Genomic DNA, 22,532 nt, shown 5'->3' with positions numbered 1-22,532 from the left:
GGGAACAGGGAACAGGGAACAGAACAACTACAAAACTCCTGCCTCCTGCTTTCTGACTCCTGAAGATCGGTAAAATTTTTATATCACTATGGTTGAGGGGTAAATGTGGGGATTATGAAAAAACCAAAAGTTATTTTTTTAGATGCTGTAGGCACACTCTTTGGTGTCAAAGGTAGTGTAGGAATAGTTTATAGTCAAATAGCCCAAGAATTTGGCGTTACAGTTTCCCCCGAAATTCTCAACAAAGAATTTTTCAAAAGCTTTAAAGATGCACCACCACCGATATTTCTAGACCCAGATATTAAAGACATTCCCCAGCGAGAATTTGACTGGTGGCGAATTATCGCCCTCAATACCTTTGAAGGTGCGGGAGTTCTCCAGGAATTTGCCGATTTTTCAGCTTTTTTTAGCGAACTCTATATCCATTTTGGCACTGCTGAACCTTGGTTTGTTTATCCAGATGTGTCTTTAGCTTTGGTAAACTGGCGACGCTTAGGAGTTGAGTTGGGTGTCTTATCTAATTTTGATTCTCGTTTATACTCTGTATTACAAAGCTTAGGACTAAAGGACTATTTTAAATCAATTACCATTTCTACACAAGTCCGTACCGCTAAACCAGATCCACAAATTTTTAATATTGCTTTGCAAAGTCATAACTGTTTACCAGAGGAAGCATGGCACATTGGCGACAGCATTACAGATGACTATCATGGTGCAAAAAAGGCTGGTTTGAGGGGTATTTGGATTAACCGTCAGCAAAATTATTAAATTATTTACTAGTATAAAACTAAAGCTTAACCCCTTAACTTCTACGTATTCAAAAGGGTAAGGTAATAGCTTACTTTTTCATGTATATGTAGCAGTTGCTAGGGTAATTAGGATGTTTTGACATTCTATAATCTTTATCAGGCAAGAGTTGGCAAAAAACTAACTGCTGACTGTGATAATTGCCTACTTATGTAAAAGTAATGTTAATTTTTTTTACTAATTATCTATCTGACTCCATTTAGAGGTCAAAAATGCTACGCTAGGCTGAATAAGATTAAGCAATTAGACACGTTAAAACGCATGAAAAAGACTTTCTCTCAAATTTGGCAGCAATTCCAGCAATCTTTTTCAGTAGAAGCTAGTCTGAATACAACAACAGATACAGGTAAAGCAGTTTTAGCAGCGATACCAACTATTGACGAACAAAGTCTTAGTTTAGAAGTCGTCAAACCTCTACTGCAAAATTCCTCTTCATTATTAGATGTGCTATGTTTACCTTTAGCGCCAATGGTAGATAGAGAATTATCTTATTTATCACTTGGGGTTAATTTTTTGAATTTATATGTTGAGATAACCCCAGAATCTCCTACTTTAGAAGACTGCGTATTGATAATTAGTCAAGCAGCTTATTTACAAAGCATCAGAGAAATTTTGTCTTTATACCCAGCGATAAATTGGGATAGTAATTTAGTAGATAATCTGGAAGAAATTAACGCAAAAATCCAAAATCTTCAAAATATTGAATTAGATTATAAAACTGCTAAAAATACAATTTCATGTTTTTCTGAATCAGAGTTAGCGACAGCATTTAATCAAATATTATTAGTGAGATTAATATCCCCAAATGTCACAAAATTTTTAGCTAATCTTTTAACCAAAAGAATTGCTGCCAATACTCAAAACTACATTATTAATGCCTGGATAGATGTAGATGATAAAATTAAAAATTTAATTACAAATTATGATCGAGAATGGCCGCAAGAACAGCAAATAATTCAAGGTATTAATGACTATTTAACAACACATATTGCTACTCAGCCACTAGCCCAAGTTTTTGATCAAAGCTATGCTTGGAAAGATATTTATATTCCTCTTAAAGTGAAATCTTTAGATCAAAAAATCAATTCTTTAGATATAGAAACATGGGCAAAAGGAGTTCTCCTGAATCAACAGAAATTAGAACAAGTGATGTTCATTCAAGGTGAATCAGGAAGAGGTAAAAGTGTATTTTGTCGAATGTTTGCTGATTGGGTAAGGCAACATTTGCATCCTCTATGGACACCAATTTTAATTAATTTAAAAGATATTGACACTTTAGCTTCTTCTTTAGAGGATACTTTGGCAGCGGAGCTAAAAGTTAATTTTATTGACAACAATCATAATTGGTTGACTCATAAAAATACACGATTTCTATTTATTTTGGATGGTTTCGATGATTTGCGTATTGATTTAGAGGCATTTATTCAACAAGTCGCTGCATTTCAGCATCAATGTAAAAATCAAGCCGATATGGGGCATCGTGTTTTAATTACTGGCAGAAAAAACGCTTTACAATATATTCAGAACTTACCCCATAATTTAGAACGAGTAGAAATCCTGGAAATGGATCAACAACTCCAAGAAAAATGGCTAAAAAAATGGAATTTATTGTCATGTCACCAAGGTAAAAAAACAGATTTAGCGCAATTTTTAGCAAGTAAAAAATGTCCCGTAGCTATAAATAAATTAGCTTTTGAGCCGCTGTATCTGCATTTATTAGCAGTAATGTATAGAGATGAAACTTTAGCATTTGATCAGCTAGAAAAAGCTAGTCTAAAAACTGCCAAGGTTATAATTTCTCAAGAATTTATCAAGTGGTTAATTGCCAAGCAGCCATCAGTCGCAGATGATAGTGATGTCAATAATCAAGAAAATCAAAACTACCAAGCAGATTTAAAACATATTCTCACAGAAGCTGCTATTGCTATTGTCCAAGCTGGGGGAATATTTGGCTCTATCTCAATGATTAAATCCCGGTTACACGTCGAACACACAGATATTCAAGCAGCTTTGAATAATTTGTATTTTCTTCCTGCTCAAAAACAAGCAAACAAAATCGAATGCTATCATCAAAGTCTGAGTGAATTTCTGTTTGCGGAGAAGTTAACAAAATCTCTGCAAGAGTGGTCAAGATTTAATACTGATGACGCAATTGAACAAATGAATTGGCAAATTTATGATTTGCTGGGTTTTGGTAAAATCACATCAGGAATTGTCGAAGATGTAATTGCTTTACTCATACAGATTCCCGATTTATATTGGATCAATTTATTTAAAGTTTTAGGTAACTTTTATAATAACTGGTCTCAAGGAAAATTTATTGATTCACCAACAGAGACTTTAGCCCAAACAAAGCTGCGACAATTACAACATGACAACCAAAATCACAGAATTGAAAATTTAGGTCAGCGCCAAGTAGATATTTATGCAGGTTTAAATGTGATGATTTTGCTGTTGGAATTACAGCGATATGCTCAAGAACATGATGTCCTCAAAGAATACATAATTTTCTATCCCTCTGGTGAAACTGAAGGCGATAATTTGAGATCAGATTTACTGCGGATTATTAACTACTGTAATTGCTTACCGACAGAAGGTTTTAAAAATATAGTTGGGCAATTCCTCAGTGCTACACACCTGAGAGGTACTTACCTTTTCCAAGCAGACCTGAGTGGTGCAGATTTGAGCCAAGCAGACCTCAGTCGTGCAGAACTTAGCCGCACCTATTTATTGCAAACTAACCTCAGCAATGCCTACTTGATAGCCGCTAAACTAATCCAAGCTGATTTGTGTGGTGCTAACCTCAGCGGTGCGAGCTTGATTCGCTCAGACCTCAGAGGTGCTGACTTGAGTAATGCTAATCTTCAAGATGCCGATTTGAGTCGAGTAGACCTGAGTGGGGCAAATTTGAAAGGTGCTAACCTGAGCGGTGCATACTTAATTGGTGCTAACTTCAGTGATGAATTGTTTGGTGATATCCGCTGGGATCAGAATACTAACTGGGAAGAGGTAGAAGGACTAGAAGCAGCGAAGAATCTGCCAGCGGCTTTAAAACAGCAGTTGAAACTGAGGTAAACTTGAAAATAGCTGTAAATTGTTTCCTAGAATCAACATGAATATTAAGATAAGACGCTAGGGATAGCTGAGTAAGTATTTTTCAGAAAAGCGTAAATTCCGCAATTCTGACTAGCCTCCACCAATCTGGAAGTAACGATATATTTGAGAATCTATCCCGTCATCCACTGTTTGTTGTTGAATCTATGAAGTCTTATTTAGCCGCCGCTATTCAAATGACCAGTGTGCCTGATTTACAGAAAAATTTGGCACAAGCAGAAGAATTTATTGATCTGGCTGTGCGTCAGGGTGCAGAGTTGGTGGGTTTGCCAGAAAATTTCTGCTTTATGGGAGAGGAAAAAGATAAACTCGCCCAAGCAGATATCATCGCTAAAGAAACAGAAACCTTTCTGATCAAAATGGCGCAACGCTACCAAATTACCATTCTTGGCGGCGGCTTCCCTGTACCTGTAGATAGTGCAGGTAAAGTTTACAACACAGCCTTACTTGTTGATCCTAACGGTCAAGAACTTGCTCGCTACCATAAAGTACATCTATTTGATGTCAATGTCCCTGATGGTAACACCTATCAAGAATCTAGTACCGTGATGGCTGGTAAAACATTACCCCCAGTCTATTTCTCGGAAAACTTGGGTAATATTGGACTTTCTATTTGTTATGATGTCCGCTTCCCAGAACTGTATCGCCATTTAGCAGATAAGGGAGCAGATGTAATTTTTGTTCCTGCTGCTTTCACAGCTTTTACAGGTAAAGACCATTGGCAAGTATTACTACAAGCTAGGGCAATAGAAAATACCTGTTACGTGATTGCACCAGCACAAACTGGGACTAACTATGCCCGTCGTCAAACCCACGGTCATGCCATGATTATTGACCCTTGGGGAACAATTTTAGCTGATGCTGGTGAAAAAGCGGGAGTGGCGATCGCAGAAATTAAACCTAGTAGAATTGAACAAGTCCGCCGACAAATGCCATCTTTACAGCATCGAGTCTTTTAATAAATCAGATCCCCTGCTTCTCCAAGAAGGCGGGGATCTATCTCTTTACCCTATTTTTTAATCACCACCGGAGTTCCTATATCAGCCCACTCAAATACCCATTTAGCATGATTAGGTGCAAGATTGACACAGCCATTACTGACTGGTGTCCCAAATTTATGATGCCAATATGCTCCGTGAATGGCATAACCGCCTTGATAATACATAGTATGAGGGACATTAGGAACGTTATAACCTCTACCTTGCATTCGAGTTTTTTTATGTTTAGTTTGAATCTTGAAAGTCCCAACGCGAGTAGGTGTAGATTTTTTACCGGAAGAAATGGTGATTGCATATACAGGTTTGTTACCTTCCCAAGCAATTAAATTTTGCTCGGAGAGGTTAATTTGAATCCAGCGTTGATCAGATTCTTTGAGTGTTTGAATAGCTGTAGCAATTTTATTGTTGTCGGGATTTGCCCAAACTGCATCCGACGAGCCGAAACTAAAAATACTAGCCGAAATGAATGCACTTGTGAGTAACATTTTCAATGGACGCACCCACTGAGGATTAATCAGTCTAGTCATGGTAAATACACTCCTCGTTATTATTGGTGATTGTTGATTGGTAAGTCACCTCACTACTAATTTAACCTCCGTATGAGATTTTTGGCTTGCTTGGCGATCGCCAGCCAATTTTCCTCTAATACCCATTTTTTCGGGAATAATTCCCCACTTAACCCCACAGCTACTGCGCCAACTTGTAAGAAATCTTTAGCATTTTCTAACGTCACACCCCCAGTAGGAATTAAGGGAATATGACCAAGGGGTGCTTGTAAACTTTGAATATAGCTAGTTCCTCCCACAGCTTGTACAGGAAATACTTTCACACAACTTGCGCCCTGAGTCCAAGCGGTCACAATTTCTGTAGGTGTAAGTGCGCCGGGGATAATAGGGATATTTTCAGATACTGCGATTCTGATCATTTCGGGGTCAGTATGGGGAGTGAAGAGGAACTGCGCCCCAGCTGTGATCGCCTCTTTTAACTGCTGCACATTAAACAGCGTACCCGTACCAATAATACAATCAGGTAAGTCAGTACGCAGTTGAGAAATTAATTCCGGTGCGCGATCGCTATTCCAGGTAATTTCTATTAACCCCATTCCCCCTGATGCTACCGCTAAAGCCATTTTTTCACCCCATATCATTTTGGGGGCGCGAATCACGGCGATCGCTCGATGTTGCTGCAATTGTGACAACCAAACTTGATCAGACATTTTCCGATACAAAGCAAAACCAGAAATAATCAGTACAGGTATAGGTACTTGGTAATTAATTGTTGTATTACTTACCAAATACCTATAACCTATGATCTAATTAAGCAATATCGTCGCTTTCAATATATAAGAATAAAGACGCGAAAACTACTGCTGGTAAAACCAAACCAGTCAAAGGAACGAAGATAGAAGGCAAAAATGAAGAATAGGCCAAAATCGAGGGTAAAAATGAACTTGACATAATAAAGAGTCCTCTGAAGTCACACTACAATTCACTTAGGAGCTTACTGCAAAATTCCTCTTCTATTTGGAAATTCTCAAGATTTTTAACAAAACCGTTTACATTCCCAGCATCTCATCGAGTTCCATCACTGGTAAGTCAGGAGGGATAACAGTTTTAACTACTGTGACTTTATGGCTTTCTTGCTGGGTAGTCAAATCGAGAGCGATCGCCCCGACCAAGATTTCCACACAGCCTAAAGGGACTATTAATTGAGTTATGGCTTCCCAATTTCCCCAAGGAGTAGGCCGCAAATCTTGGATCTGATGAGGTCCGTCTAATAATCCACGAGTTTGGTAATCTTCTACCCATAACTTCACCACGACTGTTGATGATGCTTGGGACAGTTCTAAGCGCACTTTTATAGATGTTCCAGCTAACAATTCACCATTGGGTAGAAACAGTTGAGGTGTGGGTAAAGATGTTAGCAGTGGAGGGGATAAGTCCACAAGTTCTTCTTCCTGTAGTTCAGGAGGCTGATGATTCTCCTCTTTACTCAAGATCACATAAGTATCATCGAGAACGATTTCTTGAGACCACAAATTAGAGATATTTTCCGATAATTCTGGTTCTGGGGTTGGTTCAATTGTGTCTAGTGTATCTAGACGCATATGTTCAGGCACATCTATTACTTCTTCTATTTCTGCATCTAAACTTAGAAGTAATTCATCTTCAACAACAGGATTTTCATCATTCAAAGTTAAAGGAAGTTCCTGGGTTGATTGATCGTTATCCATATCATTATTTTGGTCTACCAACTCGATTCCTTCATCCCCTAAATATCCTTGGGTTTTCATCCATTTTTGAATCAGAGGAGATGCTTCTGTTTTGTTTATTGTAATTTCTGCTGTGATTAATTCCTCATGTTCATAATTCGGCAATAATTCGGGTTGATTTTCTGGTTCAGATAACTGAATTTCGAGAGTATTTGCTAGGTTTTCTTTGGGTTCTAGTGCCGGTTCTGGTGTCGGTTTTAAGCGTTTCAAGTAAGGAAAAGAAGTTTTTACCTGTTTGATTGCCAACTTTTCCAAATTAATGGGGGGAACAGGACTAGATATATTAACATTACCTTCAGAATTACCAGTAATAGCTACATCCGATGCAGACAAGGCATTTTTGTGAATCCGGGGCAATTTTGGTAGTGCTGGTGAAAATCCATCTAAAATAATTATTGGTTTAATTCGTGGTGGTAGAGGTTTATTTGCACCTGGTTTTAAAATATGAAACTGAGCTAATTTAGGAGTTTTAACCAGATTGAAAAGTTCTAAACCTACGCTCACAGGTGCTTCTACTTCTGTAGCCTCATCCTGAGTTGGTGATGAGTTATCAGGTAACAAGTTTAGATGAGATTGTTGGGAGGTAATGGTCAGTAATTCGGTGACATCTGCTGTAATTATGAAAGAATAGTTGCCTAAGAGTATGACTTCAGCACCATTGCTTACTGCGCCATATAAACTCATATTTGCCAAAATCAACTTCGATTCACACTCTCTAGGAATCGCAATGATGCTACTAAATGTAAAAGGCAAGATTTGATCTATCAAAGACTCTTTGAATTGAGTAAAGATTTTCGACTCTGATGGCGATCGCAATTCGGTCACTAATTGCAGTTGATCAAGATTGGTTGTAGATAATATTGCATCTTGCAGATGTTCAGTTTCTGCCAGTTCCACACTACCATTTACTGTTAAAGTTTTTCCCCAACTAGCAACATAAGTATCCCGTTCTAGAGATAGCTTGAGCGGTAATGGTGAGGATAATGGTGAAATATCATCATCTATAGCAGCATCCCAGGATTCCGAACTAGGTAAAGCTAAATCTATTAAGCTTTGGACAATTTGTTCTGCTGTCTCCCCTTTGAATAAAACTGGGTTGACAGGTTGATTAATAATTCTCTCTTCTTCTGTTTCTGTTGACAAAGCATGGATATCAAGGTTGTTGGGTAAAATAACAACCGATTCATCTTCCTTAGTTAATGTTAATTCAATTCCATTGTCAGCCTGATCACCAGCACCTAACAGTGGTTGCTCATTCAATTCTGAGGGTAAAACTTTCAGAATGAGACTATGTTGCCAGGATTTACCCAGCATATCCATCATCAAGTCGCCAGAGCATCGTAACTCCCAAATTCCTGGTTTAAGATCAGTAAAGGGAATTACCGCCATGAGTCCATCTGCATTAGTACGACGCAAACGCTTAAAAATTCGCCGTTTGGGTGGAACTTCCTGGATTGAGGAGTGAATTACCCGCACTTCTATATCTGTATTAAGCAGGTGAGAACGAGCTAAAACTCGATACTTACCTGCTGAAATTCTTAGATTTGGCGATTCCAGGGGTTGCCAATCGCGATCGCCCTGTTTCTGTATCAGAAATTGCCAGTGTTCCATTAGAGTAATGCCTAAACCAAGGAGCAGCCGATTAATTTTTTGTATTAACTTGCTTGTAAGTTTAACTTATGACTATGTGAGAACTACCAGTTTGATTATGAACAGTTCCAAAATTTTCTCGACAGCTTTAAATTTTCAAGAAGATTATCCCTGTCCAGTTTGTCGGATCGGTAAAATTTCTTCCATGCCTTTGATGGAGGCTATGTATTGTGACTTTTGTCAAGAAATTTTTACTGTCAATTTGGAATCACAGCAAATCAAGATGCCTTCTAGACAACCACCCCTAGTGTGGAAATGGAATGGCTTTCAGTGGAATCAAGCACAATTAGAAGGTGTAGAATTAGGTTGGGGTTACGTATTAGCCGCAGTTGCTTTTGTCATCTTCCCCACGACTTTAATTGGCATAGGAGCTTATTATTTTCCGCCTAATCCTGATGTGCCTCTTTCTTGGATACCTTATATTTGGACACTATTGACATTTTTTTTACACTTAGCAATTATGGTTTGGATTTTTATTGAGATTTATCAAATTCCCATTGGGGCATATTGGCGAGCGATAACTCACTGGAGAAATGGCGTAACCAGGTAATTGCTAATTCCCATATCATCTCAATGTCAAAAACCTACCCTGGTGAGGGTAGGGGAACAACGGATGTGAATCAGCCAATTACCCATAACCCATTACCCAACCTAATCTATAGCTTCATAATCAGCCGAAGCAGTATTATCCTCATCAAAATCAAAATTGAATTGTGGTATTGATGTTTCTGTAGCGGAACTTTCTTCCACCAGAGTTAAGGAAATATCAGCAAAATCTTCTTCTTCATCTTCCTCCTCTTGCGGTTGGCTGTTTACTGAACTATTAGCTTGCTTGTAAACATCTGTACCGATAGCAAATAGAGTTTGTTGGAAGTCCTCGACCATCGGCTTAAAGACAGACAAAGAGATATTTGTGTCACTCATCGCCTCTTGGAGTTTAACCACCTTCTCGTTAGCAACAGCTTTAATCTCTTCACCGACAAACTCTCCATTATCTTTCAATGTAGATGCGTAACTAAGTAACAAATTATCAGCTTTATTTTTAAGTTCAATCAGTTCTTTACGTTTTTTGTCTTCCTCAGCAAACAATTCCGCCTGTTGTCGCATCCGTTCTACTTCGGCTTGACTCAAACCACCTGTATTGGTAATCCGAATACTCTGCTCTCTACCAGTACCCTTATCTTGAGCAGCAACTTTGAGAATACCGTTAACATCAATATCAAAAGCTACTTCAATTTGGGGTATACCACGGGGAGCAGGAGGAAGGCCAGCCAAGAGAAACTTACCTAAAGTTTTGTTATCTTTAGCCATTGCCCGTTCTCCTTGGAGAACGTGAATTTCCACCGAATTTTGTCCATCAACTGCTGTAGAAAAGACCTGGGATTTGCTAGTGGGAATTGTCGTATTACGTTCAATGATTTTAGTGAATACTTCCCCTAGAGTTTCCAGCCCTAAAGATAGGGGAGTAACATCCAAAAGGAGAAGTGTATCAACCTCTCCACCTAACACACCAGCTTGAACTGCTGCTCCTAGTGCTACTGCTTCATCAGGATTAATAGAGCGATCAGGAGTTTTGCCATTGTAGAACTTAATTACAGCATTTTGGACTGCGGGAATGCGGGTAGAACCACCCACCAAAATAATCCGATCAATGTCTCCTGGTTTGAGGTCTGCGTCTTTAAGAGCCTGAATCATTGGCTCGATAGTAGCAGCTATTAAATGGCCTGTGAGATCCTCAAATTTAGAACGGCTCAGTTCCATCTCCAGATGCTTTGGTCCTGTTTTGTCAGCGGTAAGAAATGGCAAATTAATAGAAGTATTGATCATGCTAGAAAGTTCAACTTTGGCCTTTTCTGCCGCTTCTCGCAGACGTTGGAGTGCCATTTTATCTTGAGAAATATCAATCTTTTCTTGTTCTAGAAATTGCTCTACCATCCAAAGGACAATGCAATTATCAAAGTCATCTCCACCCAGTTGATTATTACCACTGGTGGCTTTAACTTCAAAAACGCCATCTCCTAGTTGCAGGATAGAGACATCGAAAGTTCCGCCTCCTAAGTCGAATACTAAAATTAGTTGTTCTTGATCTTGCTTATCCAATCCAAAAGCTAAAGCAGCTGCTGTAGGTTCATTGATAATCCGTAGAACTTCTAAACCAGCAATTGTTCCAGCATCTTTAGTTGCTTGTCTTTGAGCATCAGTGAAATATGCAGGTACGGTAATTACGGCTTGAGTTACTTCTTCCCCCAAAAAGTTTTCTGCTTCCTGTTTGAGTTTTTGCAGAATCATCGAGGATAGTTCTTGAGGTGTGTAATTACGTCCACGAATCTGCACATCAACAGTATCGTCTCGTCCTTTAACACAGTTATAGGGTACACGAGCGCGTTCTATTTCCGTATCATCCCAACGGCGACCGATAAATCTTTTAATACTGTAGATTGTATTTTCAGCATTAGTGATGGATTGTCGTTTGGCCAGCTGACCAACCAAAAGATCACCACCTTTACCAAATCCGACAATGCTAGGAGTAGTGCGTCCCCCTTCGGAATTGGCAATCACTATCGGTTGACCACCTTCCACAACAGCAAGGCAACTGTTAGTAGTGCCTAAGTCGATTCCAATAACTTTTCCCATACTGTCAGTATTTTTAGTGAGTGCTTTTACCGTGATTTTTGCGGGCTATAGTTTTTTGCTCAGGGCTAAAAGTGCATTTTAAGGTCTGAGTAAATTATTCTGTTATAAATGCAATTAAATACAATTAGACAGAATATTTACAACTGGTGAAAAGCCGCATCTTGGATGAAATTCGTAGGGCTGATTAACCTTAATAAAGAGTCTACAGCCCTATCTTGTTTAAGAAAGGTGATTCTTGCCCTGATGAGAATCTAGAACTTTTCAGTCAGTGAGACAAGTGAATACAGCTTAACTGTTTTCTTGACCAGACTCATCTTCCTGTTCTGTTGGTGTATCTTCCTTGGGAGCAGCCACTTTCACCATTGCATGACGCAGTATGCGATCGCCCAGATAATATCCTCGTACTAATTCTTCTAACACTGTTCCTTCTGGATGTTCATCAGTGGGTTCTCGCATGACGGCTTCGTGTAAATTAGGATCAAATTCTTGACCTTCAGGACGCATTGGTGACACACCCAATCGTTTGAGACAATCCACTAATTGTTTATAAACCCCTTGATAACTTTTGTGAATTGTCATCTCTCCATCATTTTGTGGTTTGAGATGCGCCCGCGCCCGCTCAAAATTATCAACTACAGGTAACAACTCCATAATTGTATTTCTTTTTACCTGTGTATCCATCTCTTCTTTTTCTTTAGAGATCCGTTTGCGGTAATTCTCAAAATCTGCGGCAATCCGCATATATTGAGTGCTACGCTCGTCGAGTTGCATTCTCAGGGACTCAAGTTGTTGAGTCAATTGTGCTACAGCTGCCGTATCTACTTCTGTGGTTTCTGCCGCAGCGACACCATGTTCTTCTGTGATTGCAGCTTCTCCCGATACATTGGTTTGGGCTGCCATCTGCTCAGTCACATCGCTGCCAGATTCTTGAGAGTTAATTTCGGCTGGGGAGTCGCTCTTCATTGCTTGCTTTACCTCTATTGGTTCGCCCAATTGCTGACTTTTATTGTTTACTTGTTTATTTTCATCCATCATTATCTACTCATCCCAGATTCTTTTTACGACTATCCCTGAAGCAATTGTAGATTTTGGTTCAAACTATGTCTGAAGACAGAGGCTCGATTTCAGATTGGGGATTTGGAATTGGGAATTTATTTCATGGTTTACATTTAGGGTTACTGTATCTTGCTAGGTGATGAGTGTGACTTGCAGAAGTCGAGGAAATAGTCAAGAGGAAGGCAAAAGGGCGAGAATTTTCCTTTGCCGTGTAACCTTTTAACTGTTCTCCACTCTTACCAGCAATATTTCTACAAGAGCTTTGTTGTTTATGGCTTGCAGCTAAAGCCGATATCACCATCTTCTTATTTTGACAAATGGTGAACGGATTCGCGTAGTCTTTCCACTATCCCTGGTGAGGAAACAGGTAGAAGGTGATTTTTGCCATCGCCTCATCTCCCTATTTCCTCAAGCAGCGGCAGAATAATAAAAATTTTTAAGAAGAAAAATGTTTAAACTGAAATTTAATACACTCACCATGAGAATTATTGACTACAGTGTGGGAATACTGTAATAAGAGGTTTCCCTTACTCATTGCTTATGACTTACTCATCACCACAAAGGCGCAGCACGGCGCTCACCACAAGAACAGAGTTTTCGTCCTTCAGCAACAAGCTGGTGCAATCAGGCTATGTTGACAATGAACAAATGAGGCAGGCGCTGATTGAAAGCCGCAAATCTGGCAAAATGCTGACAGACGTATTGGAGTCAATCACTGGGAAACAACTAGCACCTGAGTTTCTCCGAGAATACAAGAAACAGTATTTATTTGAACTAAAAATACTCTACGGCGTTGAATCCCTCGATCCAGAAGTTAATCAAATTGGCGGACTGATGGTGGGACAATTGATTGAGACCTTGATACCAGTAGATGTCTGTCGTCGTCACCTTTTAGTACCTTTGTCAAAACACGAAGACCGCAACCCTCCTTCTGTCTTGGTAGCGATGGTTGATCCTGATAATCTCGAGGCTTCTGACGACCTTAACCGCATCTTGCGTCCCCAAAATTTGTCTTTGCAGCGGATGGTCATTACCCCAGAAGATTATCAGCGGTTGATTAACAAATACTTAGATGAGTTTGCTGTTCTGCAACAAAAAAGAGAACAAGAAAAAATTACAGACATCTCTGGGGATATAGAAAGTCTGAATCTCCAAGCAGTTCAAGAGAGCTTAGAAGATTCAGAGGTTGATCTGACAGCAGCCATGAAGGATGCTGATGATGCACCTATTATTAGTCTTGTCAATAAAATTCTTTTTGTGGCTTTGCGGGATTCAGTTTCTGATATTCACGTTGAACCGCAAGAAGACCACTTACGAATTCGTTTTCGTAAAGATGGTGTCTTGCGTGAATCTGAAGCTATCCGACCCATGCCGAAACATATTGTCCCGGCGGTGACTGCTCGATTTAAAATTATCTCTAATTTAGATATTGCTGAAAGACGTTTACCTCAAGACGGACGTATCCGCCGAGTTTTTGACGGTAGAAAAGTAGACTTCCGGGTGAATACCTTACCCAGTCGCTATGGCGAAAAAATCTGTCTACGGATTTTGGATAACTCATCGACTCAACTGGGTTTGGATAAGTTAATTACAGATCCTGAGACTTTACATATAGTTCAGGATATGGTCAGTAAGCCCTTTGGTTTGATTTTGGTAACTGGTCCGACTGGTTCTGGTAAGACTACTTCGTTGTATTCTGCACTAGCAGAAGTAAATGACCCTGGAATTAATATTAGTACCGTTGAAGACCCGGTTGAATACAGTTTGCCGGGGTTGACTCAAGTACAGGTAATTCGGGAAAAGGGACTGGATTTTGCTACGGCACTGCGGGCTTTTTTAAGACAAGATCCAGATGTGTTACTGGTGGGTGAAACACGGGATAAGGAAACAGCGAAAACAGCGATTGAAGCGGCACTGACAGGTCACTTAGTATTAACTACTTTACATACTAATGATGCTCCAGGGGCGATCGCTCGTTTGGGAGAAATGGGTATTGAACCGTTCATGGTTTCCAGTTCCCTCATCGGTGTATTAGCACAACGCTTAATGCGCCGTGTCTGTTCAGAGTGTAAAGTTCCCTATAGTCCCACACCGGAAGAACTAGCCCGTTACGGTTTATCAGCTTCTCAAGAAGGCGCTGTCACTTTCTACAAAGCCAACACTATACCACCTGAAGTCATAGCCCAGGGTCCAGGAACAGTTCAGGTTTGTCCCAAGTGTAATGGGATTGGCTATAAGGGGCGTTGTGGTGTTTATGAAGTTATGCGAATTACGGAAAATCTACAAACCCTGATCAATAAAGAAGCACCCACAGAACGTATTAAGGAAGTAGCCATTGAAGAAGGTATGAAAACCTTGCTTGCTTATAGCCTTAACTTGGTGCGTCAAGGTGCAACAACTCTGGAGGAAGTAGAGCGAGTAGTATATACAGATACAGGTTTGGAAGCTGAATTAAAAGCCAAACGGAAGAGTGGTCTTACCTGTAAAACTTGTGATGCCACACTACAAGCAGAATGGCTAGATTGTCCTTACTGTATGACACCTCGGTTTATAGATTAGTAGCAGAAACCAGGAAGCAAAAGGTAACAATTTCTTATTTACTACTGATAATGCCGCTTGGCTTCAGCCATACTACTTTTATCATTTTCAATTAAAAGGGAGCAAGACTATGGAATTCATGATTGAAGACTTGATGGAGCAGTTAATAGATATGGGCGGTTCGGATCTGCACCTATCCGCAGGTTTGCCTCCCTACTTCCGCATTAGTGGTCATCTTACTCCCATAGGTGATCACATACTGACGGCAGATCAGTGTCAACGGCTGATTTTTAGTATGCTCAACAATACCCAGCGAAAAACCTTAGAACAAACCTGGGAATTGGATTGTTCCTATGGTGTCAAAGGATTAGCTCGCTTCCGGGTAAACGTCTATAAAGAACGTGGTGCTTATGCTGCTTGTTTACGAGCATTAAGTTCTAAAATTCCTAACTTTGAAAAATTAGGTCTGCCAGATATAGTGCGGGAAATGTCTGAAAAGCCTAGAGGATTAATTCTCGTCACAGGTCCGACCGGTTCAGGTAAAACCACTACCCTAGCCGCAATGATTGACTTAATTAACCGCACTAGAGCAGAACATATTTTAACAGTTGAAGACCCTGTTGAATTTGTTTACGAACCAATCAAAAGTTTAGTTCACCAACGTCAATTAGGTGAAGATACGAAAAGCTTTGCTAATGCTTTAAAAGCAGCTTTACGTGAAGATCCAGACATCATTCTGGTAGGAGAAATGCGGGATTTGGAAACTATTGCTTTGGCAATTTCCGCCGCAGAAACAGGTCACTTAGTATTTGGTACACTGCACACTAGTTCTGCTTCTCAAACCGTTGACCGGATTATTGACGTTTTCCCTTCGGAAAGACAAACCCAAGTACGGGTACAATTGTCTAACTCTTTAGTGGCAGTTTTTAGCCAAACTTTAGTACCCAAGAAAAATCCCAAACCAGGTGAATATGGTCGGGTAATGGCGCAAGAAATTATGATTATCACTCCCGCTATTTCTAACTTGATTCGGGAAGGTAAAACAGCCCAAATTTACTCAGCTATTCAAACTGGTGGTAAATTGGGAATGCAAACTCTAGAGAAAGTTTTAGCTGATATGTACAAGGCTGGAACTATCTCCTTTGAATCCGCAATGTCTAAAACTTCTAAACCAGATGAAGTTCAACGTCTGATTGGTGCAACAGCACCACCAGCAGGTGTAAAACGTTAAACAGGGGACTGGGGACTGGGAAGAAAAATTTTAGATTTTAGATTTTAGATTTTAGATTGGAGTTAACAAAATCCAAAATCCAAAATCCAAAATTGAATTACCAATTACCAATTACCAATTACCAATTACCAATTACCAATTACCTAATTTTGAATTAATATTATGCCAACTTACCAAGCCCGTATTCGGGACTCTCAAGGAAAATCCCGAACTGCTAAATTCGTTGCTGATTCTTTAACAGATGCACGTACTAATCTCAGAGACAAGGGTTTTGTAGTTCAAGACCTCAAAGAATCTCAAAGTTTAGCATCACGCTTTGATTTAGAGAAAATTCAGAATTCCTTTGTTAAGGTTTCCGTGAAAGACAAAGCAGTTTTTTCTCGTCAATTTGCTGCTTTGGTAAATGCTGGTGTAGCGATTGTTAGAGGTTTGGGTGTACTGTCCGAACAGTGCAGCAATCCGAAACTCAAAAAAGCTCTGACAGAGATTTGTGAAGATGTGCAAACGGGAGTTAACCTTTCTGATTCTATGCGGAAGCATCCAGACTGTTTTGATGGTTTGTATGTGAGTATGGTTCAAGCCGGAGAAATAGGTGGTGTATTAGATGAGGTTTTAAATCGTTTAGCCAAACTATTAGAAGATATGGCTAGATTACAAAACCAAATCAAATCTGCTATGTCTTATCCAGTAGTAGTAGGTTTTTTAGCAACTGCTATCTTTGTGGGGATGACGGTTTTTCTAATTCCTATTTTTGCTGAAATTTTTGAAGGACTAGGAGTAGAATTACCAGCACTTACACAATTTTTGATGACTTGTAGTAAAGTATTACGAAGTTATTGGTCTTTGGTAATTATAGCTGCCTTTATGGCTGCCAGCATTGCCTATAAGCAGTATTACAAAACCCGTGTCGGTAAGGAAACTATTGATCGCCTTTCTCTTAAAGTTCCCCTATTTGGTGATTTAATCCAAAAATCTTCAGTTGCTAGATTTAGTCGTACCTTTGGTTCTTTAACTCGTTCAGGTGTACCAATTATTAGTTGTCTGGAAATTGTCCGGGATACATCAGGAAACCAAGTTATTGCTAACGCCATAGATGCTGCTCGTCGAGAAGTTCAAGAAGGGGGTATGATTAGTGATGCTTTGAAAAAAGGTGACGTTTTCCCGGCTATGGCGGTGCAGATGATGATGATTGGGGAAGAAACAGGGGAATTAGATGGAATGTTGATGAAAGTTGCCGATTTCTATGAAGATGAAGTAGAACAGGCAGTCAAATCATTGACAAGTGTACTAGAACCATTAATGATTGTGGTTCTTGGGGGGATGGTTGGTACAATTTTGCTGGCAATGTATTTGCCGATGTTCAAAGTATTTGAAGCCCTTGGTTGATTAGTGCATCAAGGCAGAATGCTCTATCAAGGTAAACAGTATCATGATCTCGAAAAGTGTTATGTTGAGTCTGGCGATAGGCTTAATATAACACTTGCGTAAAAGCTCATTTAAGTAGGTTTGCGTTAGAATTTGTCGTTATGACAAGGCAAGAGGCAAGAAGCAAAAGGCAAGAGTGAAGAGGTTTTTAGGCTACTTTACATTTTGTTAAATACTTTTGTTTTTTCACGTCGTTCTACTTAGTAGATAAGAATCTATTTGCAATTTTGTTCGCGTAGCGTGGCGTAGGCTCTAGGTTGAAGTTTGAATTAATATTATGGCTGTACAAAAATCTCTTTATGAAGCTAGTTTATCTGAATATAGCAATCATATAGCAGCGATCGCTCTCCTTAAACAACATCGTCCATACTTGGAAATGATTCCTAGTCTGCGTCGTCCCGCTGAAAGTGTGATTACTATTCCTTTACCCATAGTCCGTATTCGTGATATCGAAGCTAAAACTTCACACACAATAGCTTTACCCTGTGATATTTCCATTATTATGTGTGACCCGGAATGGAAAATTAAAACTGGGGCAGAAATTTTATTATTTATTCATCGTCCCCATGAGGACTTTTCCGATTTATTGGGAAGATGGAGACAATGCCAAGTTTGGTTAGATAAAGAATATGAATGGATTATGCCCTTCCGTCATAGTCATATTTTAAGCGAAGGTGCAAATACTATTTATCCTTTATTTGTGGTTTTTAATCAAACATTAGAACGCATTCAACGGGGTTTAATCGGTGCAGAATTACCCTTTATCATCCAAACACCCCCCTCTGTGGTTGAGGAAGAGGTTACAGCGTCTTTTTCTGCTTCTGAATTTCCACCCGCGTGATTTGACCCCTCTTCAAACCTCTCCCCGACACGGAGAGAGGCTGAAAAGGCTTTTATTTTACGAATTTAGGCATGATTTCCGCAGCGGTAAATAAGCCAGAAATGCCCCGTTGATGCAATTCCTGACCTGCTTTTAGATAACCAAAGGCGGGACCGCAGACGTTAGCAGCCATGCTGGTTTCATCGCCTAATGTAAAGGTATGAGTTGAAATTTTACCCTCAAAGGTGCGTCCGGTAATTTTCACATTGGTACTCAGGGGCTTTTTGGGATTACGAGTATCAACGACACCGCCAACTGTCACTCTATCCCGTGAACAAATTCCGGCAATTTCTAACATCACATCATCTGCGTGTTCCATGTTTTCCAAAGTTAACACACCGTTGGTTTTATCTAGTAAGGCTTCTACCTCTGCGTCTGTCATCGCCCTAGCAGCTTCTACACTATAACCGGGCATATGTCCAATATCTTCCCGAACAGTGGCGCGGTAAGCTTCCCAGTTAGCAATTCCCACACCAAAGGTAATTACTACATTGTGAATTTCCGCGTAACTTTGAGCAGCTAAAGCGGCGGCGGCGGTTAATAGTCCAGGAGTAGCACCACAACCAGTCATGTAAGTAATTCCTGCTGCTTGCAGTTCGTCTTTCATGGTTAAAAGTTGTTCAACTGCACTGGTGCGTTTGATAGCATCCACCAGCACACCTTTCCAACCAGCTTTGATAAATTCTTTGGCGACGTTGGGGATAAAGTCGTTGGGGAGGTTGGGTAAAGCCAGGAAATAACCATCTACAGCGTCACCTGTGGCTTGAATAAGGTCTTGAATGCTGTTATTGCTTAATGTACCGAAGGGTTCTAAATAACCGACTGTACCCTGTTTTTGGTAGGTGGTGATGCAAGCTTGGGTGTTTAAGCCTTCTGTGGAGTAAGCATAGCCTTTTTGGTCTGCGGCTGCGACGAGAATCATTTCCCGTTTGCTGGAGAGGAGTTTTGCTGCTGCTTGTCCGAGTCCACCAAAACCGAGGACTCCGACGCGGATGGGTTGTTTGTTCATGGTGATTTTTCTTTGTGTAGTTAATGGTTATAAAGGTTAATTATGCTTTATTTTTCTAGGTTCTCAAGTAGAAAAAAGCTATAATTACTTGAAAGTTATTTAAGGTAGCTTAACAATTGTGAGCCAATTATTAACCTTGGAACTGAATGATGAGGTTTATACAGTTTTGCAGCAACAAGCTAGTGCTGTGGGACTTTCAGTAGCCGAATTAGTTGCTGCTTCCCTAAATCGTCAGTATAGTTTGTCAGTTAGTCCTAAATCCGATGCTGAGGAAGCACGTCAGCGTTTGCTTGGCTATACTGGTGTTATTAGTCTGGGTTACGCTACAGGTACAGATAATGAAGGGATTGATACTGATCTCGCTAAGGCTTATGATAATGACTTATAAGGTATAAATTGTAATCGTGTTACTTAATACATCAGGGTTGCTTTGTTTTCTCCATCAAGATGAAGCTCAACACAAAACAGCAGTTGGGTTAATTTCTAATTATAACGGTCGTTTTATCACACATAACTATGTTCTCGCTGAGTTGATAGCTTTGGCATTAGTTCGACGTTTTCCGCGTTCAACAGTGTTAATTTATTCGTTGGAATTAATGGAAAATCCGAATGTAGAGATGGTTTGGGTGGATGAGATTTTGCATCGGGAAGCAATGGATTTATTGTTAGTTCGACAAGATAAAACATATTCTTTGTGTGATGCTATCAGTTTTGTGTTGATGCGGAAGAAAGGCATTAGGGAAGCTTTGACGACTGATAGACATTTTGAGCAAGAAGGATTTACTCGTTTATTGCAATCTTAAACTTAAATGAATTCCTTAACTAATCAATATCGTCAAATCATTAAAAAAATTCTCGAAGAATATGCTGATTTTTTTGGGAATGATGAAGAGGTTAAAGTTGAATTGATATTAGATGAAAAAAATGATCGTTATTTATTAGTAGAAACTGGTTGGGAAAATGGTTATCGGATATATGGAACTTTATTACATCTTGATTTAATTGATTATAAAATTTGGATTCAACATGATGGCACTGAGGAGGGAATTGCTAATGATTTGGTTGCTGCGGGAATACCAAAAGGACATATTATTTTAGGGTTTAAAGATCCTGAGATTAGAAAATATACGGAGTTTGCTGTTTTTTAGGTAAGTTAAACTTTACAATAATTTTAAATTTCACACTGTTAAATCAGTATTAATACAGTTGCGACTGTTTTAAAAAGCAATATACAATCTATTCCAGTTATAGTGTTAACTCAAATTGTTAACTCAAATTGTTAACTCACATTTGAAAAGTAAGCATTTTGATTGATTAGTTTTTGAGGGAATTTATGGCATCTAAGGATCAAGTACAAACTATTCTGAAAGAAAAATATGGAATTAATAAAAATATTAGTGATGTACTAGATACAGAAGAATGTGAAAAATTACTCACTATTCTTAATAGTGAACCTATTACAGTTAAATTAGTAGAATCTTTTGCAGATAAAAATTCTAGTCTTGGCAAAAATAATGCTTCTTTAGGAAGAATACGAGGTCAAGCTGAAAAGAAACTTTCTTTTCTACAAAGTGAATATTTAGAATTACAAGAATCTATTCAAAATATAGAATCATCAAAATTAGCTTTAGAAAATAAAAAGAAGCAATTAGAAGATGACAGGAATAAACTAGAATTAGAGATTCAAAATATTTATTTAGAAACTGAAAGTTTAAAAAATAAGGTTGATGTCCTAAATTCTAATAATCAAAAGCTAACTGAAGTTAACAGTCAGTTACAGAAAGAAAATAAAGACTTAAAAAATATAGTTGATGAAATTAGATTAAAATTAGCAATAGAGTTTAAAGGATTATTGAGATTAGAAGATAGCGAGATACGTAAAGGTATAGTGAAATTATTAAAATCAACACTAGGATAAAGTGCATTAATTTATGATTGTCAGTAAAAATAAAAAGAAAACTTTTCAAGGTATGAGTTATCGTGAACTTCAAAAACATAACTCAGAAAATAGAATTGAACTATCTCCAGAAGATCAAAAATGGTTAAAAGAAAATGGCTATAAAAATATTGGTTGGGATAATGTTATTAATCTTTACAGAAATATTCAAGATTTTTTAGCGAAGTACCAAGTTAAAGATTTAACCCTAGAAGAATTATTTTTAGAAGCGGATCGTATTGGTAATAAATATCAGACAGAGGATGAAATACAAGATTTTAATCAGAAACTAGCAAAAGAACTGAATGAAATTGCAGAAGAGATAGATAGACAGTTCCCACAGACAGAAATGGAAATTATTGATTTTAGTCAAAATACTAAATCTAACCCTACAAAAAAGCGCAATCAAAAAACATATAGAACTACAAAAATATAGGAATAATAAATATGAACTTAGAAAATAAAGATATTGGGGAATTATTTAAACTTGCAGATAAGATTGGTAAAAAGAGATATCATAAACTGACTGAACAAGATTTTGAGAATTACAGAAAATTTGATCATTGGAGATATATTAATGGTGATTCAGAATGTGGAACAACTGAAGAGAGTAAAATATGGGTAAGAGATAATTCCGATTATTATTGTCCAATTTGCGATGATAAATACAGAGAGTATAATGGGAGAAGTATTGATCATAAGTTACCAAGATCACAATATCCTTGGTTATCATTAGATTTTCAAAATTTATGGGTCATTTGTCGAAATTGTAATTTGGAAAAAGGAGAAATGCACTGGTATGAATATGAACTTTATGTTTTTACAAAATATCCAGGAAATTATCCTTTTATAAAATCTGTACGTCCTAAAAGTTTGCTTCAGTCTTTAAAGGAATAAACTAATTTAAGTAAATAGCGAAGCGATCGCATTTATGGTGTAGAGTTAAGAGCGATACCTTCGGTAAGCTTCGCTAACGCATTTC

The 22,532-nt window shown here is 38.7% G+C and carries 21 protein-coding genes; 14 read left to right on the top strand and 7 right to left on the bottom strand.

What is annotated here, in order from left to right; genetic code table 11:
• Nucleotides 1–114 precede the first annotated feature (114 nt).
• The 3 genes from VB694_RS16375 to VB694_RS16365 all read left to right on the top strand — a co-directional run bounded on the left by VB694_RS16375 (nt 115) and on the right by VB694_RS16365 (nt 4,880).
• Complete coding sequence (locus tag VB694_RS16375; RefSeq protein WP_323361392.1) at nt 115–768, top strand: HAD family hydrolase; 654 nt, start codon at nt 115–117, stop codon at nt 766–768.
• A 300-nt stretch (nt 769–1,068) separates the two neighbouring features.
• Complete coding sequence (locus VB694_RS16370) at nt 1,069–3,882, top strand: NACHT domain-containing protein (protein WP_323361391.1); 2,814 nt, start codon at nt 1,069–1,071, stop codon at nt 3,880–3,882.
• 185 nt (nt 3,883–4,067) lie between these two features.
• On the top strand, nt 4,068–4,880 hold the full coding sequence (locus VB694_RS16365; protein ID WP_323361390.1) for a carbon-nitrogen hydrolase family protein: 813 nt from the start codon (nt 4,068–4,070) through the stop codon (nt 4,878–4,880).
• A 50-nt stretch (nt 4,881–4,930) separates the two neighbouring features.
• On the opposite strand, the gene VB694_RS16360 is transcribed toward VB694_RS16365, so the two are convergent.
• From VB694_RS16360 to VB694_RS16345, 4 genes are all read right to left on the bottom strand, one after another.
• Complete coding sequence (locus VB694_RS16360; RefSeq protein WP_323361389.1) at nt 4,931–5,446, bottom strand: L,D-transpeptidase; 516 nt, start codon at nt 5,444–5,446, stop codon at nt 4,931–4,933.
• A 56-nt stretch (nt 5,447–5,502) separates the two neighbouring features.
• Entirely contained in the window at nt 5,503–6,135 is a 633-nt protein-coding gene (locus VB694_RS16355; RefSeq protein ID WP_323361413.1) for a bifunctional 4-hydroxy-2-oxoglutarate aldolase/2-dehydro-3-deoxy-phosphogluconate aldolase, read from the bottom strand.
• A gap of 100 nt (nt 6,136–6,235) precedes the next feature.
• Nucleotides 6,236–6,376 (bottom strand): photosystem I reaction center subunit VIII, encoded by a 141-nt coding sequence (gene psaI, locus VB694_RS16350; RefSeq protein ID WP_323361388.1) that lies wholly within the window; start codon nt 6,374–6,376, stop codon nt 6,236–6,238.
• Nucleotides 6,377–6,474: 98 nt separating this feature from the next.
• Nucleotides 6,475–8,802, bottom strand: coding sequence for a hypothetical protein (locus VB694_RS16345; RefSeq protein WP_323361387.1), 2,328 nt, complete (start codon nt 8,800–8,802; stop codon nt 6,475–6,477).
• A 97-nt stretch (nt 8,803–8,899) separates the two neighbouring features.
• On the opposite strand from VB694_RS16345, the gene VB694_RS16340 reads away from it, so the two are divergent.
• A complete protein-coding gene (locus VB694_RS16340; protein WP_323361386.1) occupies nt 8,900–9,391 on the top strand; it encodes a hypothetical protein in 492 nt (163 codons plus the stop codon).
• A gap of 101 nt (nt 9,392–9,492) precedes the next feature.
• Here VB694_RS16340 and dnaK read toward each other — a convergent pair whose 3' ends face one another.
• Both dnaK and grpE read right to left on the bottom strand, forming a co-directional pair.
• Nucleotides 9,493–11,475: a molecular chaperone DnaK gene (gene dnaK, locus VB694_RS16335; RefSeq protein WP_323361385.1), complete on the bottom strand. Its 1,983-nt coding sequence runs from the start codon at nt 11,473–11,475 to the stop codon at nt 9,493–9,495.
• 288 nt (nt 11,476–11,763) lie between these two features.
• On the bottom strand, nt 11,764–12,510 hold the full coding sequence (gene grpE / locus VB694_RS16330; RefSeq protein WP_323361384.1) for a nucleotide exchange factor GrpE: 747 nt from the start codon (nt 12,508–12,510) through the stop codon (nt 11,764–11,766).
• A 561-nt stretch (nt 12,511–13,071) separates the two neighbouring features.
• On the opposite strand from grpE, the gene VB694_RS16325 reads away from it, so the two are divergent.
• From VB694_RS16325 to VB694_RS16310, 4 genes are all read left to right on the top strand, one after another.
• Nucleotides 13,072–15,090 carry a GspE/PulE family protein gene (locus tag VB694_RS16325; protein WP_323361383.1) on the top strand — a complete coding sequence of 673 codons (2,019 nt, stop codon included), beginning with the start codon at nt 13,072–13,074 and terminating at the stop codon, nt 15,088–15,090.
• 109 nt (nt 15,091–15,199) lie between these two features.
• Nucleotides 15,200–16,300: a type IV pilus twitching motility protein PilT gene (locus tag VB694_RS16320; protein ID WP_323361382.1), complete on the top strand. Its 1,101-nt coding sequence runs from the start codon at nt 15,200–15,202 to the stop codon at nt 16,298–16,300.
• A gap of 162 nt (nt 16,301–16,462) precedes the next feature.
• Nucleotides 16,463–17,686, top strand: coding sequence for a type II secretion system F family protein (locus VB694_RS16315; RefSeq protein ID WP_323361381.1), 1,224 nt, complete (start codon nt 16,463–16,465; stop codon nt 17,684–17,686).
• Between the two features lie 316 nt (nt 17,687–18,002).
• On the top strand, nt 18,003–18,566 hold the full coding sequence (locus VB694_RS16310; protein WP_323361380.1) for a hypothetical protein: 564 nt from the start codon (nt 18,003–18,005) through the stop codon (nt 18,564–18,566).
• 52 nt (nt 18,567–18,618) lie between these two features.
• On the opposite strand, the gene bioU is transcribed toward VB694_RS16310, so the two are convergent.
• The gene (gene bioU, locus VB694_RS16305; RefSeq protein WP_323361379.1) at nt 18,619–19,614 is read right to left on the bottom strand and encodes a (S)-8-amino-7-oxononanoate synthase BioU; all 996 of its coding nucleotides are present in this window, start codon (nt 19,612–19,614) and stop codon (nt 18,619–18,621) included.
• Nucleotides 19,615–19,732: 118 nt separating this feature from the next.
• Here bioU and VB694_RS16300 point away from each other — a divergent pair, with 118 nt between their 5' ends.
• The 6 genes from VB694_RS16300 (at nt 19,733) to VB694_RS16275 (ending at nt 22,447) form a co-directional block, all read left to right on the top strand.
• Entirely contained in the window at nt 19,733–20,002 is a 270-nt protein-coding gene (locus VB694_RS16300) for a hypothetical protein (protein ID WP_323361378.1), read from the top strand.
• Nucleotides 20,003–20,018: 16 nt separating this feature from the next.
• Nucleotides 20,019–20,417, top strand: a complete 399-nt coding sequence (locus tag VB694_RS16295; protein ID WP_323361377.1) for a type II toxin-antitoxin system VapC family toxin — start codon at nt 20,019–20,021, stop codon at nt 20,415–20,417.
• A 6-nt stretch (nt 20,418–20,423) separates the two neighbouring features.
• Nucleotides 20,424–20,762, top strand: a complete 339-nt coding sequence (locus VB694_RS16290; protein ID WP_323361376.1) for a XisI protein — start codon at nt 20,424–20,426, stop codon at nt 20,760–20,762.
• A 185-nt stretch (nt 20,763–20,947) separates the two neighbouring features.
• Nucleotides 20,948–21,532: a hypothetical protein gene (locus VB694_RS16285; protein WP_323361375.1), complete on the top strand. Its 585-nt coding sequence runs from the start codon at nt 20,948–20,950 to the stop codon at nt 21,530–21,532.
• 13 nt (nt 21,533–21,545) lie between these two features.
• Nucleotides 21,546–21,986, top strand: coding sequence for a hypothetical protein (locus tag VB694_RS16280; RefSeq protein ID WP_323361374.1), 441 nt, complete (start codon nt 21,546–21,548; stop codon nt 21,984–21,986).
• 11 nt (nt 21,987–21,997) lie between these two features.
• A complete protein-coding gene (locus VB694_RS16275) occupies nt 21,998–22,447 on the top strand; it encodes an HNH endonuclease signature motif containing protein (RefSeq protein WP_323361373.1) in 450 nt (149 codons plus the stop codon).
• Nucleotides 22,448–22,532: the final 85 nt, after the last annotated feature.

The organism is Anabaena sp. UHCC 0451, assembly GCF_034931405.1.
Taxonomy (GTDB): Bacteria; Cyanobacteriota; Cyanobacteriia; order Cyanobacteriales; family Nostocaceae; genus RDYJ01.
This window is presented reverse-complemented; position numbering and strand designations above follow the sequence as displayed.